Raw genomic sequence first — 15,930 nt, forward strand, 5'->3', positions numbered from 1 at the left:
TTTGAACATAAGCGAGGACATCATGGATACTGAAATAACCCCAACACAGCTGGCAATTGAATATTTACGTCGCGATAAAAGCAATCTGTCTCCGGCGCAGTACCTGAAAAAGCTGAAACAACTTGAGCTGGAATTTACGGATTTGCTGGCGCTCTCTTCAAACGAGCTGAAAGAAGAGATCTACTTTGCCTGGCGGTTGGGCGTTCACGTCCATTGAGCAGTGAAGAAAAGGCCGCCCGCGCGGCCTTTTTTGTGTCTGAAACTCAGTATTTGGCAGGCAGTTTGTTAATTTTAATGAGCCGGCCTTCTTCCATTTCGATGAACCCGCCCGTTTTCAGGTCAGCCAGTATCCGCATTACGCCGCTGCGGGAAAGCCGGGTTTTATCCCGGATGTACCTTTCCGCCGTCACGCTGCGTCGGTAGTTGTCATCTTCCTGCATCAGCATCATGAGCTGCTGACGAATCATCTCGTAAGCCGTTGGCGCACCTTTCGGCATGACGTTGTGATAAAGGCGGTTATAGACAAACATCAGATGATTAGAAAGCAGCCCCCATAACGCCTTCTCTTTGATAACTTCTGCCACCCGATCGGTTGCTAGCACGCCGATCAGGCATGGCGTCACCGTTTTGAGATAATCGTTAAAATATATGTCCGTCAGATTAGCGAGACCAAACAGGGCGGGACTGCGCGCGGTGGTAAGCATCATGTCGTCGCTTCTTCTGTATATCGCGATTGTGCCCTCGAGAATTAAATAACACATACTCTGCCCGTTAACCTGGAGATCAAGTTGCTCACCGGGATCGGTTTTATGCGTGGTGCAGTGCGGCTGTAAGTGGGAAATCAGTTCCTGGGCATAGGGAGAGCCGCGATGCGATGGTTTGTCAGAAGACATAGCGTTAACCTGGAAAGAGACTGTACTTTCTATAGTGTCGCTCTTATTTTCCACCTTCTCCAGAGATAAAAACAGCCTCAGTACTTGCGGGGTAAGTGATGGATCTCGATTAGCACGCCGCGCTCCATAGTGATGTATTTCCCCGTCCGCAACTCCGCCAGGATCCGCATAATGCCGCTGCGTGAAAGATAGGTGCGGCTTTTGATATAGGCTGCGGCGGTAATGCTCTGTCTTATGGCTTCCGGCTCCTGCATCAGTTCTACCAGCTGAAAGCGGATAATGTCGTAAGCCGACATCTGCGATATCTGGGCACAATGTTCGTAAACGCGCGATGCGGTATAGATCAGCAGGTTCGAGAAGGACTCCCATAAATTCTGTTGTGCGACTACGTGATTAAAACGCTCCAGCGTAACGCTAGCCACCTCTGAAGTTTCCAGCGCTCTGACGTAGAGGTGCTCAGAAGAAAACTGGCTGCTCACGCCGAGTATAAAAGGTGCGGATTCGGAATTTAAGACGATACCGTCACCTCGACGATGCAATGCCACGCTGCCATGTAACAGTAAAAAGCACTGGCGGATATCACCGGAATAATAATGGATGACTTCACCTTTAGCCATGATGCATCTTTCCGTATGCGGCAAAACATTATCGATTATTTTTTCAATGTGCTTAAGAGGCTTGGCGCCAAGCACTGTTGTTATTTCATTGCCTGAAACGGGCGCAATACGGGTGTTCATAAGAGGCCTCATACACTGATGCGATCATTTTTTGATCGACATAAAGAATTATCTTAAAAAACAGTTAGTCAGGGAATATTTTCGTCGAGTCTAATTATAGACTTGCGTATTAATGAGTGTTAATTAGTTGAATTTGAAACATTTTTGACTTAGGTCTAAAAGTAGACCGGGGACTTTATTGTTAAGATATTTCCAAAGTGATTTGTTTTGTTTTTGTTAAAAGAGAGTCTACAGCTAGACCCTAAAATCGATTGTGCGTAGAAAAAGAGTTGTATAAATTTTGATTCGTCGAAAGGGGTTTTATTTCTGCAACTGAATATCGGTAATAAATAAAGTAATACAGGAAAGAGAATTATGAATAAAAAATTGATGATGGCAATGTTAGCGGCAGGTTCTGTACTCACCATGACCAATGCATTTGCAGCGGCAGGTACCGTTAATTTTAACGGAAATATTCTGGATTCTGCCTGCGACGTAGATGTGGCATCTCAGAACCAGGTGGTGGTATTGGGCGATTATTATAAAACGGAATTCCCGACGGCGGGAGCCAGAACGGCTGCGACGCAGTTTAATATTATTTTGAAAAACTGTCCTGTGACGGTCACTAATGCAAAAGTCCGTTTTGACGGTACGCCGGATTTAACCAACGCCAGCCTGCTGGCGATTGATACGTCCGTGGCGGGGGCGGCCACAGGGGTAGCGATTAACCTGATGACTGCAGATAAAGCCGATCTGCCGCTGTACGGCAGCAACAGCTATACCTACGCGCTCAGCAGTACGGCTGATAATACACTGAACTTCTACGCGCAGTATATCTCCACCGCAGCGTCCGTGACCGCGGGCCCGGCTAACTCGGTCGCGAACTTCTCAGTGGTTTACAACTAAGTCATTGGCAGTAATTAGCAGGGGGCTTCCCGGCCCCTTGTTTTATGAGGTATTGAAATGCGTTTTATAACGACAACTGGCCTGGCGATGGCGCTGTTATCGCTGACGTTAACATCCGCCAGTGCTGGAGTAGTTATTGGCGGCACCCGCATTATTTTCGATGGGGCAAAAAAAGAAGCGTCAATAAGTATCACCAATCCTGATGACGTTCCTTATTTAATCCAGTCGTGGATTGATGTTCAGGATGGGCAATCCGGTAAAGCGCCTTTTATTATTACGCCTCCGCTGTATCGGCTGGATGGCGGGCAAAAAAACCTTGAGCGTATTGTCATGACAGGCTCGCTGCCTCAGGGGCAGGAGAGTTTATTCTGGCTGAACATTAAAGCTATTCCATCAGCTTCAAAGCAGATGAACTCGCTGCAAATTGCCGTCAAAACGCGCATTAAACTTATTTATCGGCCAGAGAGCCTTCGTGCGTCTACCCCTGAGGAACAAACCAACAAATTAACCTGGCATCGTGCGGGAAATGCTCTGCAGGTAAATAACCCAACGCCGTACGTTATCAATTTCAATGAAATAACGGTCGGGGGTAAAAAACTTGATGATGTCACGTACGTAATGCCTTCAGGCTCAGTTCGTTTCCCGTTACCGAATGGGACCAATGGCAATACGCTGACGTTTAAAGTCATTAACGATTATGGCAATCCTGGCGAATTACACCGGGCCAGTTTGTGATCCCTTTGCATTAATCGGGTGCTCGTCATGACAACGGCATTTAATACAGTGCAGCCTGCGCGCCTGGCAATATTCATTGCCCTCGCGCTTGCGGGTTTCTCTCCCACACTGTGGGCCAGTGAGACGTTTAATACGGAACTGGTAGAACTGGATAATCCCGGAATGGGAAAAGCGGATTTATCTGCCTTTGAATCCCGCTCGCAGGCGCCCGGGACGTACCACGTGGATATTATTCTTGACGAGCGGCTGCTGGAAACGCGGGATATTCGTTTCATGGCAGTGAAGGATGCTAACGGCAGTGAAACGTTGCAGCCGTGCCTGAGTATCAGGCAGTTAAAAGCGTGGGGCGTGAAAACGGCGCTTTTCCCGCAGCTCGACGCCGGGCAAGGAGAATGCGCCGATCTCAAGGCGATTCCACAGGCCAGCGCGGACTTCCAGTTTGGCGCCCAGCGTCTGGCAATCAGCATCCCACAGGCGGCCATAGATCTGCCAGCGAGAGGTTACGTTCCGCCGGAGATGTGGGATGAAGGCATTACCGCGGCCATGCTCAACTACAGCCTGAGCGGCGCGAACAGCCGGGCAAGAAGCGGGGCAGGCACCCGCAGCGACAGTCAGTATGCAAACCTGCGACCGGGGATCAACGTCGGTCCCTGGCGGTTACGCAACTACACCACCTGGTCCCGCGATGCGTCCAGCCAGGATAAGTGGGACAATGTCTATACCTTGATGCAGCGCGCGATTATTCCCCTGCAAGCCCAGCTTACGCTCGGAGACAGTTCCGCCCCTGCCGATGTCTTTGACAGCATGCCTTTTCGCGGCGTCCAGCTGGCGTCCGACGACGACATGCTACCGGATTCTCTGAAAGGCTATGCGCCGGTGGTGCGCGGTATTGCGCGAACTAACGCGCAGGTCGTGGTGCGTCAGAATGGCTATCAAATCTACCAAAGCTATGTGGCGCCGGGCGCGTTTGAGATCGCGGATATGTATCCCACCGGCGGCGCGGGCGATCTTGAAGTCACGATCGTCGAAGCCGATGGCAGTGAGCAACATTTCACCCTGCCGTACGCTTCGCTGCCGGTCCTGCAACGGGAGGGGCGCCTGAAATATGCCCTTACCGCCGGGCAGTATCGATCGTATAACCGTAGCGTGGAGAAAACCCCCTTCGGGCAACTGACCGGAATCTACGGCCTCCCTTACGGCCTCACGCTCTATGGCGGCGTTCAGGGGGCAGATAAGTACCAGTCGGCGGCTCTGGGGGTGGGCAAGAACATGGGCGTTCTCGGGGCGATATCCGCAGACCTCACCCAGGGCTGGTCAACGCCGGAGCATGCCGCGAAAACAAGCGGTCAGTCGTGGCGGGCCCGATACAGCAAGAATTTTATTAATACCGGGACGAACTTTTCGATTGCCGGGTATCGCTACTCGACCCGCGGCTATTACGGGATGCAGGAGGTCCTCGATTCGTACGGCGACAGCAGCGCGCTTCAGGACAGGCGACGTAACCGTGCCGAGCTGACAATGAGCCAGACGCTGGGGGACAACCTGGGCGCGCTTACCCTCAGTGCGGCGCAGGAAGATTACTGGAATGACGGTAAGTCGATGGCTTCGTGGAGCGTCGGCTATAGCAACTACTGGCACAACATCAGCTATGGCCTGACATGGACCTACAGCAAAAATGTCCGCTCAGCGTCAGAAACCCGCGACAACCAAAAAAACGCTGATCACGACCAGCTTCTGGCGTTCAACATCAGCATTCCGCTGGATAAATTTTTGCCGCAGACATGGGCGAACTATGGCATGAACGCCAGCAGGAATAACGGGATGACACACAGCATCGGTCTGAACGGGGTGGCTCTCGAAAACCGAGCCCTGAACTGGAACGTGCAGCAGGGATACGGCACAGAGGGCGTGGGCTATACCGGCAGCGTTAACGCGGACTACAGAGGCACCTATGGCGAAGCCACGGCGGGGTATGGTTATGACAAAAACAGTGAACGCCTGAATTACGGGCTACAAGGCGGCATTCTCGCCCATGCTGATGGCATCACGCTTTCTCAGCCGCTGGGGGAGACCAACGCCTTAATTAAAGCGCCTGGCGCCCACGGCGTGGATATCCGCAATCAGCCCGGTGTACGGACAGATGTTCGCGGTTATACGGTCGTGAGCAACCTTTCGGTCTATCGAAAAAACGATCTCACTCTCGATCCGGAAAATATGCCGGAGGATGTCGAACTGGAGATCAACACCCGCACGGTAACGCCGACACGGGGAGCGGTGGTGAGAGCCGATTATTTGCCGAAGTCAGGTCGCCGGGTGCTGATGACCTTGACCGACAACGAACGCGCCGTTCCGTTTGGGGCGGTGGTCACCCTTGTCGGTGATGAGAGCAGCAGTTTTATTGTGGGCGATCGCGGTCAGGTTTATTTAACCGGTATGCGCGAGGAGGGGACGTTAGTCGCGACATGGGGGAGTCAGCCCAGCCAGCAATGCCGCGCTGATTTCAGCCTGCCGACACACTCAACATTCGGTGGGATCGCTGACATGCGCGCCTCCTGCCGTCAGGAACGTTAACATGAAATGGCTTATCGTGATTTTGCTTCTCTGTTTGCTCGCGGCGGGAAACCTCGCCCGTGCCGGTACGTGCACCACCATCACGCCGCAGCTGTCAACCCTGTCCGTGGGGACGATTAACGTGCAGCGTGATGCGCCTGTCGGCACGGTGGTCTTTTCCGGCGCGGCGACAGCCACCGGTTCCTATCTTACTGGATGTGCTAATCCGCTGATGCTGGGATTCAGCATGCGCTACAACAGCGCCACGTTGAGCAGCTACGGCAATCATGTTTACAACACTAACGTCAGCGGGATAGGCATACGCTTTTCCTCTAACGCCTATTTTGAAAACCCGAGCAATACGTTCTCGTACAATGCGCAGACCTCCTATGTCGACTGGTATGGCGGGAGGATTGAGCTGGTGGTGACTGGCCCGGTCTCATCGGGGGCGTTAACCCCGGGGGCGATCGGCGTCGTGACGCTTCAGGGGAGCGACGGCATCTATCGTGACGGCCTGACCACGCAGCTCACCGCCGGAACCATTAATGCCATGGCGTGCACGGTGAATACGTCACAGCTGACGTTTCCGATCGGGGATATCCCCGCCTCGGCGTTCGGCAACGTGGTGGGCACCACGCCAGCGGGAGCACAGAATACGCAAAACCTGGGCTTAACCTGCGCCGCCGGAACCAATATTACGGTCTCGCTCAGTGGAATACAGAATCCGGACAGCGCCAATACCAGCGTGATGGCCTTAACCGGGCAGGGAAATGCCGGCACCGCAAAAGGGGTTGGGGTGCAGCTTATCTATAACGGTGCGCCGCTGGTGATGAACAGCCGACTATTCTTGCGGCAGTCTGCCGGCGGGCAAGAGACATTGCCGTTAACGGCCCGATATTACCAGACGTTGAACAGCGTGGAGTCAGGTTCAGCAAATGCCTCCGCCACCCTTAATTTGACCTATCAGTAGCAGGTACGAAGATGAAAATAATATACGGGACACTGCTGTTACTGGCTTTACTCAGCGGGAAGGCTTTCACCGCTGATAGCGTCAACATCGGTGTGACGGGAAATATCGTTGCGTCGCCGTGCATATTTAATGGCGGGAGTAACAGCCTCGATGTCAATCTGGGCAATATTCAGGCAACCAATATGGCGACGCCGGGCTCAACATCGGATCCGGTGCCATTTAGTCTGCTGTTCACCCAGTGCCCAACGGGAACGCAAAGTGTGACCGTCTCTTTTACCGGCAGCCCCGATCCCGCGGCGGGCGCGGACTATTTTATGAACAGCGGTTCGGCCACGCACGTGGCGATAGCCATGCGCGATGCCCAAACGGGTACGCTTAAAGGAACAGGCTCTGGCATGACTCAAACTATTGGTGCCGACAGAACCGCGACAATGGCTATGCAGGCCTCGGTCAAATCCGTGACGGGTGGCGTCACGCCGGGAAGCATCAGTGCAGTTGTGGTGATGACGATGCAGTACAACTGAGCGCCGGTGATATGCCTTTTTTAAAGACGTTGGTATGAGCTATGTTAAATATTCTGATTCAGGAAACCGATCTATTTTTTCAGGCTGGGCTACATAAATTTTTCGAGGATTTTTTTAAACATAACTTTCATCGTGCCATCACATTTAACCTGGCGCTGACCCATGAAAACGTCAGTCAGGCCGATATTATTGTCCTGTCATTATGCCAGGGTGAAACACTGACCTGTTTTCCCGAGTTACTCGCCCGGCAAAAAGGGATTGTGCTAGGGTTTGTCGACGATGAACTGCGCTTTTCGGCGTTACCCTCCTGCTTTCAGGACATTATTTCTCTCCCTCGCCGTGCATCGCTTGATCGTATCAGTGGCGTACTGTTTATCGCGTGGTTCAGGACGCAATTACCGGGTTATACATGGACTAAACATAACTGCTTCGACTGCCAGCATAAAGGGTTATCCCGGCAACAAATTCGTATTCTGGTCAATTTTTACCGAGGGCTGTCGGTAGTGCAGACCGCTCAGGCGCTGGAGATGAGTCAGAAAACGGTCTTTACCCATAAATATATGCTGATGCAAAAATTTAATCTGCGAAGCGATTACGAGCTGATCGTACTGTTGAGAAGGCTGATGGAGAAAAAGAGCCGTCCGAACCTGCTTCGCGATTACCTGGAAAATAATTATGCAGAACAGATAGCGTAAAACGCCAGCGGATAGCTGGCCGGGCAGTGATAGCCACCACCCGGCAATGTATTTAAACGTTAACCGCAGCGATCAACCGCGTCTTCATGGTCTGGTATGCAGAAGCCGCAAAATCCTCCGCCCAGCGCTGGTCCTCGATCGCCTCCATCTGCACGGCGCAATATTTCGTTTCAGGCGTTCTGGAGATCGGGTCTAGATTATCCTGCGTCAGCTCATTACAGGCGCCAATCCACCACTGGTAGGTCATATAGATTGCTCCCGCATTGATGCGCTCGCTGATGCTGGCGCGCGTGATCACTTTACCCCGGCGTGAACGTACCCAGACCAATTGGCCGTCGGCGATCCCACGCTCATCAGCGTCGGCCGGGTTCATTTGCACCCGGCCCGGCTCGTCGGCCAGGCTTTGCAGCGCCGCGCAGTTCCCGGTCATTGACCGACAGGAGTAGTGACCGACTTCGCGCACCGTGCAAAGTACCAGCGGGTATTCCGTATCCGGTGTCTCGGCCGGAGCGCGCCAGGGGGCAGCAAACAGCTGGCCTTTGCCAGTGGGGGTGTCGAACTGATTATCCCTGTACAGATAGGGTGTGCCGGGATGATCAAGGGTTGGGCAGGGCCACTGGACATGGCCCATCTCGCCCATTTTTTCGTAGGTCACGCCGTAGAAGAGGGGGCACAGCTCGCGCATTTCGTCCCAGATCTGCTGGTTATTCTCGTAATGCATGGGATAGCCCATCTCCGTGGCCAGCAGGCTGATGATCTCCCAGTCGCGCTTGACGTTGCCGCTGGCCTCAATGGCCTTGCCAAAACGCTGGAAGCCGCGATCGGCACAGGTGAACACGCCAGCATGTTCTCCCCATGACGTGGCAGGGAGCAGTACGTCAGCCACCTCTGCCGTTTTGGTCATAAAGATGTCCTGAACCACCACAAAATCGAGGGACTCAAAGCCGCGGCGGACCAGGCCCAGATCGGCTTCTGTCTGAAGCGGATCTTCCCCCATGATGTAATAGGCTTTGATCTTACCTTCCAGCGCGAGATGCGGCACTTCGGTGATACGCGTCCCGACGCGATCGTCCATCCGGCTGACATTGATTTTCCACGCATCGGCAAATTTCAGTCTGACCGCCGGGTCAGTGACATCCTGGTAGCCGGGGAACATATTGGGCAAAACGCCCATATCGCAGGCACCCTGAACGTTATTTTGCCCGCGAACCGGACCTACGCCGACGGCAGGGCGGCCCAGGTTGCCGGTGAGCAGCGCCAGGCTGGAGAGACCTTTCACCACATCAACCGCCTGACCAAACTGCGTAACGCCCATTCCCCACATTACCGTTGCTGAAGGCGCCGCCGCGAACATGCGCATTGCCTGACGAACATCCCGCGCGGGAATGCCCGTCAGATGTTCAACCTGCTCGGGTGCGTAATCTTTTACCGTCAGTCGGTAAGCCTCAAGCCCTTCTGTGAAGCGGGCAACGTAGTTTTTGTCGTACAGTTCCTCTTCAAGCAGGACATAGCCAAAGGCATTGACCAGCGCCATGTTACTGCCGTTTTTCAACTGAAGATGAAGATCGGCAATGCGTGCCGTTTCAATATGACGCGGATCGCAGACGATGATTTTTGCGCCATTTTCACGTGCTTTAAGCACGCGTCGGGCGACGATGGGGTGAGAGTCGGCGCAGTTATAGCCGAACACCAGCAGGCATTTTGAGTTTTCAATATCGTTAATGGAATTGCTCATGGCACCGTTGCCGAGGGTCTCCTGTAAACCGGCAACGGACGGACCGTGACAGACGCGGGCGCAGCAGTCGACGTTGTTAGTGTTCAGCACCGCACGGGCAAATTTTTGCATCACATAGTTGGTCTCATTGCCCGTTCCCCGCGAGGACCCCGTGGTCATAATGGATCGAGGGCCGTACTGATCTTTGATGCTTTTAAGCCTGTGAGCAGTATAGCGAATGGCCTCTTCCCAGGTAACAGGGGTAAAGGACTCGCCTTTGCTGTAGCGGATCATGGGCTGCGTCAGACGGGGGGTAAGCAGCCGTGTGTCGTTAAGAAAGTCCCAGCCGTAGAATCCTTTCAGGCAAAGCGTGCCCTGATTGGTTACGCCATCAGCGGCTTCGGCACGGATAATCCGGTTATTTTTCACAACGAGGTTTAGTTTGCAGCCTGCACCGCAGTAAGGGCAGACGCTGGCGATTTTTTTCATCAATAACAGACCTGTTAAGAAATGAAGCAATGTTTACTGGAAAGCCCAGTCCCTTAGCGGACTAAGCAGGATCCATGCCACATTCAGCGTGCTTGATTAACAGGGCGTCAGGGAAGAGAGGGTGTGTCATCGTCAGTCTGTTCGTCAGTATTGACGATGACACGCTATCCGTAGGGATGGGAAGGGAGAGGCGTTAAAGATCGTCCATGGTATAACCGACAACAATTTCCAGCGTCTTGCGGATCACATCCGCCTTAACGACATCGTCGGTAGTTTCCAGCGTCTGGATCAGCCAGAGAATGATCGCTTTGTTGGTCAGATGACCTTCAGAAGCGAGAACACAACGAACCGCAGTCGAAAAAATGGCAGACTCTTCAGCAAAGCGATCGCCTGCGTGACGGAAATACTCCGACAACGCGCTATCTAAAAAGGCGGAGTGGTATTCGGGTTGAAGCTGAATATTTTGTCTCATTTGTTCTCACCGTTGCTGTAAAGTTGTAGTCAATGCATCTTTTTGGGATCGGACGGTTTTCCATTTCCAAATAACGGCACTACATTGTCTCGATTATTTTTGAGAAATCCCTCTCTCTGTATTCGTCCTTGTGCGGTTCTGCGACCTTTAAAAGCGACCGTGCCTGAGCTGATTTCAGCTATCACCCTCGCTAATGTCTCCCGCCGCTGGGGATCCGTCTCACAGGCTTGCATGTTACGCAGACGCTGAACCAATCCCTCGGTCGTCACGGGACCGCGCTCCTTCAAAAGTGAAAGAGCGGCTTCTCCAATGAGCTGGTCGATCAGTCTGTCCGCATCACTGCTATTCATAACATTAACGTTCGAAGAGCAGACCAAGAAGCAGGTGATAATGATGTTCCTCTTCCGGACCATTGGCCCTTTCAAGGCGACTCAACAGTTTTGTGCAGAGCGATTTGCGATTCAGATTCCGCCCATCGCTAAGGATTTCAACAACAACCTGACCCAGGGTTTCCTGTTGGGTTGGAAGCGCGGCTTTTTCGAAGTACTGCGCAATCGCTGTTGCTGAGTCTGCGACGTATCCGTTCTGCTGCATGTTTCGCTCCTGTAAAATTCTGTAATCAGTAACGTTACATTTAAGGTATACATAATTTTCAAATCTGTACATTTAAAATGTACAATTTTTTAAATATTTTATAATATATTTTATAAAGTGTTTATTTTTCAGACGTTTACATGTGTGCAATCTACTGCGGGATTCACAAAATATATTGTACAATCCAAAGCGGCGTCGCAGAGTTGTACAAGCTTGGGAAAGGCGCAAATAAGCCGTGTAAATCGTTGAGATGTAAATTATTTGTTGGGAAATTAATGTGCTATAACAGAGTTCTCCCCACGTGTTTTCGTGGTCACCCCCTCAATCTTCAGGATTAGCATGCTCACAACCATCATTTACCGCAGTCATATCTGCGAGGACGTTCCAGTGAAAGCGCTGGAAGACATGGTCGCTGCTGCAAATTGTAGAAATCGCCAGTTCGATGTGACGGGGATTTTGCTGTTTAACGGCACACACTTTTTTCAGTTACTTGAAGGGCCCGCTGATAACGTTAAGGAGATCTATGAGCTCATCTGCCGTGACCCACGGCATCACAACGTGGTCGAATTGTTAAGCGATCACGGGCCTTCAAGACGTTTTGGCAACGTGGGTATGGAGCTCTTTGACCTTCGTCAGTACGATACCGACGAAGTGCTGCAACAGGTACTCGATAAAGGCACAACGCGCTATCAGCTGACCTATAACGATCGCGCCCTGCAATTTTTCCGCACCTTCGTTGAGGCCACTGAAAAAGCCAACTACTTTGAGCTGCCTCCGGCTGACGCCTGGGAGTTTGTCACCGAAAATACGCCGTTATCCTCCCAGCCGACAGTAGTGGCAAAGGGCGCGGACTGTAGTTTCGCATTTCAACCTATCGTCGATCCGTTTATGCAGCAGGTAGTTTCCTGGGAAGCCCTGATCCGCACGCCGTCCGGTGAGTCCCCGGAAAGCTATTTTGCCAACCTGTCGCGTGAGGCGCTGTACGAATCGGATCTGAAGAGTAAACAGGTGGCTTTATCGATGGCCAGCGCGCTGGGCCTACAGACTCAAACGTTGTCCATTAATCTGCTGCCGATGACGCTGGTCAATGTTCCTGGCGCCGTCGATTTTTTACTGACGGCAATTGAGGCGAACGGTTTTGTGCCGGAGCAAATTGTGGTCGAGTTCACCGAGAGCGAGGCGATCTCGCGCTTCGAAGAGTTCACCAGCGCGGTCAGACAGCTTAAAAGCGCCGGGATCAGCGTGGCCATCGATCACTTTGGCGCGGGATTCGCCGGTCTGCAACTGCTGGCTCAGTTCCAGCCGGACAGAATCAAGATCAACCGTGATTTGATTGCTAACGTGCACAAGAGCGGCCCGCGTCAGGCAATCATTCAGTCAATCATTAAATGCTGCGCCTCCCTGGAAATTCTGTTCTGTGCGGTAGGCGTAGAGCTGGCTGAAGAGTGGATGTGGCTGGAATCTGCCGGGATTTCTCAGTTCCAGGGTCACCTTTTCGCCAGCCCGCGTCTGGGGGGCATTCCGGCGATTGCCTGGCCCGAGAAAAAGTACGATTTATAAAAAACCTGTACGTAACTGTTAAAAGTGACCTGTACGTACGGCTAAATTTATACAACAATATATTAACGAGTGAGTGGTTCTTTGAGCCATTCACTTGTCTCAGAACGAGGAGTTAGTTATACAAATGATTTGTACAATCTGATAAGGTTGGTTTGGTTAGGTATGGAAGTATTGTGCGTGAGGGAGTTAATGGCCTATTACAGTATCGGCGAAGTGGCCGAACGATGCGGTATCAACCCCGTTACGCTGCGTGCCTGGCAGCGCCGTTATGGATTGTTGAAGCCGCAGCGAAGTGAAGGGGGTCATCGTCAGTTTGACGATGAAGATATCCTGCGTATCGAAGAGATCAAACGCCTGATGAAAACGGGTGTTTCGGTCGGTAAAGTAAAAGCGCTTCTTGAAAATACAGAAGTGATGACTCAGGGGAACTGGGCATCGTTTCAGGAAGAGATGTTAACCGTTCTGCGCTATGCCAGCCCGGCAAAACTGCGCGCCAAAATCGGCGAGTTCCGCCGCGACCATGCGATGGATGTTCTGATAGATAACATCATCACCCCTGTGCGTCAGCGAATGAACCAGGACCAGAATACGGTGCGTCACATGGCGAGCCTGCTCGACGGTGTCCTGATTGAGTTTGCCGTTACAAGCCTGGGTGAGTCGCGAAAAAAAGCAGGTAAGGATGCGCTGCTGATTGGGTGGGAGTGCGACGACCGTACGCATTTATGGCTGGAAGCTGCCCGTCTTGCCTATAAGGGCTGGCATATTGACGTGCTGGCTGAGCCGATTGATTCTCCACGTCCGGAACTTTTCCCTGGACAAAAAATTTTCGTCTGGACCGGTAAAGCACCTACGCCTCGTCAACAGGAGCAGCTCGACCACTGGCGTGAACAGGGTTTCGCCGTCTCGTTCCATCACTGATGTTAAGGGGTCCGTCAGGGCCTTTTTGTCTTTTCGAGTCCGCTTTCTTATTGGAAGATAGCTATCTTAAAAATAGGTATTTTCAATACAATTTTTATTATTGCCCGCCACCTTACCGCCTTTCTTATGAAATGCATTATTTATCAATGCATTGAACAAAACTAACCCACCCATCCGCATCCCGTCACAGGGTCTATGCTTAATGAAAGTAGCCAAAAAGGGCGGTTTAGCCCAAAGCCCCTGCTCGCAGGGGGTTGAAGTGATAATCGTTATCACTAACATGGTGTTATGCCCTGGTGGCTTATCAGATGAGGTGGACCTATGGAACTGCATTCAGAAACCTTCAATCCGGCCGATTTTGCCTGGCGTGGCTTAACGCTGACGCCCGCGGCGGCGGCGCATATTCATGAGCTGGTGGCAAAAAATCCCGACATCCTCGGCGTACGCTTAGGCGTTAAGCAGACGGGCTGCGCGGGATTTGGCTACGTGCTGGATACCGTAACCGAACCCAAAAAGGACGATCTGGTCTTTGAAACCGACGGTGCAAAGTTATACGTCGCGCTGCAGGCTATGCCGTTTATCGATGGAACCGAAGTCGACTACGTTCGGGAAGGTTTAAACCAGTTATTCAAATTTCATAACCCGAAAGCCCAGAACGAATGCGGCTGCGGCGAAAGCTTTGGGGTATAGGCGGTACTATGTCTCGTAATACTGAAGCAACGAGTGATGTAAACACCTGGAGCGGCGGACACCTCAACTATAAAGAGGGTTTCTTCACGCAGCTGCAAACCGATGAGCTGGCGAAAGGCATCAACGAAGAGGTCGTACGCGCCATTTCGGCCAAACGTAACGAGCCGGAGTGGATGCTGGAGTTTCGTCTGAGCGCATTCCGCGCGTGGCTGGAGATGGAAGAACCCCACTGGCTGAAAGCGCATTACGATAAGCTGAACTATCAGGATTACAGCTACTACTCCGCGCCCTCATGCGGCAGCTGCGATGATACCTGTGCCTCGCAGCCCGGCGCGGTACAGCAAACCGGTGCCGAGAACAGCTTCCTGAGTAAAGAGGTGGAAGAGGCCTTCAATCAGCTCGGCGTGCCCGTGCGCGAAGGTAAAGAGGTGGCGGTGGACGCCATTTTTGACTCCGTCTCGGTGGCAACCACCTACCGTGAAAAGCTGGCGGAGCAAGGGATAATTTTCTGCTCCTTTGGGGAAGCCATTCACGATCACCCGGAGCTGGTGAAAAAGTACATTGGCACCGTGGTACCCAGTAACGATAACTTCTTCGCGGCACTGAATGCGGCGGTGGCGTCAGACGGCACCTTTATCTACGTGCCTAAAGGTGTGCGCTGCCCGATGGAGCTCTCGACCTATTTCCGCATCAACGCGGAAAAAACCGGCCAGTTTGAACGCACCATCCTGGTGGCCGATGAAGGCAGCTACGTCAGCTATATCGAAGGCTGTTCGGCGCCGGTGCGCGACAGCTACCAGCTGCACGCGGCGGTGGTAGAGGTGATCATCCATAAAGACGCGGAAGTGAAATACTCTACGGTACAGAACTGGTTCCCGGGCGATGGCAACACCGGTGGTATTCTGAACTTCGTCACCAAGCGTGCGCTGTGCGAAGGTGAAAACAGTAAGATGTCCTGGACGCAGTCAGAAACCGGCTCCGCCATTACCTGGAAATACCCGAGCTGTATTCTGCGCGGCGACAACTCCATCGGTGAGTTTTACTCCGTGGCACTGACCAGCGGTCATCAGCAGGCCGATACCGGCACCAAGATGATCCACATCGGTAAAAACACCAAATCGACCATCATCTCCAAAGGGATCTCTGCCGGTCACAGCCAGAACAGCTATCGCGGGCTGGTGAAAATCATGCCGACAGCCACCAACGCACGTAACTTTACCCAGTGCGACTCCATGCTGATTGGTGCGGACTGCGGGGCGCATACCTTCCCCTATGTCGAATGCCGCAATAACAGCGCCCAGCTCGAGCATGAGGCGACTACGTCACGTATTGGTGAAGATCAGCTGTTCTACTGCCTGCAACGCGGGATCAGTGAAGAAGATGCGATTTCAATGATTGTTAACGGCTTCTGTAAGGACGTGTTCTCTGAACTGCCGCTGGAATTTGCCGTTGAAGCCCAGAAACTCCTCGCCATTAGTCTTGAACACAGCGTCGGTTAAGGAAA

Annotated in this window: 17 protein-coding genes; 11 read left to right on the forward strand and 6 right to left on the reverse strand. The window is 52.5% G+C overall.

Translation table 11 applies throughout. The annotated features are described in order from the left end of the window. Positions 1 to 22: 22 nt before the first annotated feature. The gene (locus L3069_RS09230) at positions 23 to 217 is read left to right on the forward strand and encodes a YdiH family protein (protein ID WP_003857766.1); all 195 of its coding nucleotides are present in this window, start codon (positions 23 to 25) and stop codon (positions 215 to 217) included. Positions 218 to 263: 46 nt separating this feature from the next. On the opposite strand, the gene L3069_RS09235 is transcribed toward L3069_RS09230, so the two are convergent. Continuing rightward, positions 264 to 893 carry a helix-turn-helix domain-containing protein gene (locus L3069_RS09235; protein WP_038415908.1) on the reverse strand — a complete coding sequence of 210 codons (630 nt, stop codon included), beginning with the start codon at positions 891 to 893 and terminating at the stop codon, positions 264 to 266. Between the two features lie 77 nt (positions 894 to 970). Further along, entirely contained in the window at positions 971 to 1,630 is a 660-nt protein-coding gene (locus L3069_RS09240) for a winged helix-turn-helix transcriptional regulator (RefSeq protein WP_022647860.1), read from the reverse strand. A 354-nt stretch (positions 1,631 to 1,984) separates the two neighbouring features. Between L3069_RS09240 and L3069_RS09245 the strand changes: the two genes are divergently transcribed. The 6 genes from L3069_RS09245 to L3069_RS09270 are packed head-to-tail and all read left to right on the forward strand — an operon-like array spanning position 1,985 to position 7,989. Beyond that, complete coding sequence (locus L3069_RS09245) at positions 1,985 to 2,515, forward strand: fimbrial protein (RefSeq protein WP_022647861.1); 531 nt, start codon at positions 1,985 to 1,987, stop codon at positions 2,513 to 2,515. 57 nt (positions 2,516 to 2,572) lie between these two features. Continuing rightward, complete coding sequence (locus L3069_RS09250; protein WP_022647862.1) at positions 2,573 to 3,250, forward strand: molecular chaperone; 678 nt, start codon at positions 2,573 to 2,575, stop codon at positions 3,248 to 3,250. Positions 3,251 to 3,277: 27 nt separating this feature from the next. Continuing rightward, complete coding sequence (locus L3069_RS09255; protein ID WP_126509628.1) at positions 3,278 to 5,821, forward strand: fimbria/pilus outer membrane usher protein; 2,544 nt, start codon at positions 3,278 to 3,280, stop codon at positions 5,819 to 5,821. A gap of 1 nt (position 5,822) precedes the next feature. Further along, entirely contained in the window at positions 5,823 to 6,770 is a 948-nt protein-coding gene (locus L3069_RS09260) for a fimbrial protein (RefSeq protein ID WP_100167834.1), read from the forward strand. An 11-nt stretch (positions 6,771 to 6,781) separates the two neighbouring features. After that, a complete protein-coding gene (locus L3069_RS09265) occupies positions 6,782 to 7,294 on the forward strand; it encodes a fimbrial protein (RefSeq protein WP_022647865.1) in 513 nt (170 codons plus the stop codon). Positions 7,295 to 7,335: 41 nt separating this feature from the next. After that, positions 7,336 to 7,989: a LuxR C-terminal-related transcriptional regulator gene (locus tag L3069_RS09270; protein WP_038415911.1), complete on the forward strand. Its 654-nt coding sequence runs from the start codon at positions 7,336 to 7,338 to the stop codon at positions 7,987 to 7,989. 52 nt (positions 7,990 to 8,041) lie between these two features. Here L3069_RS09270 and fdhF read toward each other — a convergent pair whose 3' ends face one another. From fdhF to ycgZ, 4 genes are all read right to left on the reverse strand, one after another. Then, positions 8,042 to 10,192, reverse strand: coding sequence for a formate dehydrogenase subunit alpha (fdhF, locus tag L3069_RS09275; RefSeq protein ID WP_032624379.1), 2,151 nt, complete (start codon positions 10,190 to 10,192; stop codon positions 8,042 to 8,044). Between the two features lie 193 nt (positions 10,193 to 10,385). Beyond that, positions 10,386 to 10,664: a biofilm/acid-resistance regulator YmgB/AriR gene (locus L3069_RS09280; RefSeq protein WP_022647868.1), complete on the reverse strand. Its 279-nt coding sequence runs from the start codon at positions 10,662 to 10,664 to the stop codon at positions 10,386 to 10,388. A gap of 29 nt (positions 10,665 to 10,693) precedes the next feature. Further along, on the reverse strand, positions 10,694 to 11,014 hold the full coding sequence (locus L3069_RS09285) for a hypothetical protein (protein ID WP_038415913.1): 321 nt from the start codon (positions 11,012 to 11,014) through the stop codon (positions 10,694 to 10,696). Between the two features lie 4 nt (positions 11,015 to 11,018). Further along, positions 11,019 to 11,258 carry a regulatory protein YcgZ gene (ycgZ, locus tag L3069_RS09290; protein WP_022647869.1) on the reverse strand — a complete coding sequence of 80 codons (240 nt, stop codon included), beginning with the start codon at positions 11,256 to 11,258 and terminating at the stop codon, positions 11,019 to 11,021. 339 nt (positions 11,259 to 11,597) lie between these two features. On the opposite strand from ycgZ, the gene L3069_RS09295 reads away from it, so the two are divergent. The 4 genes from L3069_RS09295 to sufB all read left to right on the forward strand — a co-directional run bounded on the left by L3069_RS09295 (position 11,598) and on the right by sufB (position 15,925). Beyond that, complete coding sequence (locus tag L3069_RS09295; RefSeq protein ID WP_015570710.1) at positions 11,598 to 12,818, forward strand: diguanylate phosphodiesterase; 1,221 nt, start codon at positions 11,598 to 11,600, stop codon at positions 12,816 to 12,818. A gap of 189 nt (positions 12,819 to 13,007) precedes the next feature. Then, positions 13,008 to 13,736 (forward strand): MerR family transcriptional regulator, encoded by a 729-nt coding sequence (locus L3069_RS09300; protein WP_038415914.1) that lies wholly within the window; start codon positions 13,008 to 13,010, stop codon positions 13,734 to 13,736. 321 nt (positions 13,737 to 14,057) lie between these two features. Further along, positions 14,058 to 14,426 carry a Fe-S cluster assembly scaffold SufA gene (gene sufA / locus L3069_RS09305; RefSeq protein ID WP_022647873.1) on the forward strand — a complete coding sequence of 123 codons (369 nt, stop codon included), beginning with the start codon at positions 14,058 to 14,060 and terminating at the stop codon, positions 14,424 to 14,426. A gap of 8 nt (positions 14,427 to 14,434) precedes the next feature. Beyond that, a complete protein-coding gene (gene sufB, locus L3069_RS09310; protein ID WP_003857739.1) occupies positions 14,435 to 15,925 on the forward strand; it encodes a Fe-S cluster assembly protein SufB in 1,491 nt (496 codons plus the stop codon). Positions 15,926 to 15,930 lie beyond the last annotated feature (5 nt).

The organism is Enterobacter cloacae complex sp. ECL411 (assembly GCF_021869665.1).
GTDB classification, from domain to species: Bacteria; Pseudomonadota; Gammaproteobacteria; order Enterobacterales; family Enterobacteriaceae; genus Enterobacter; species Enterobacter intestinihominis.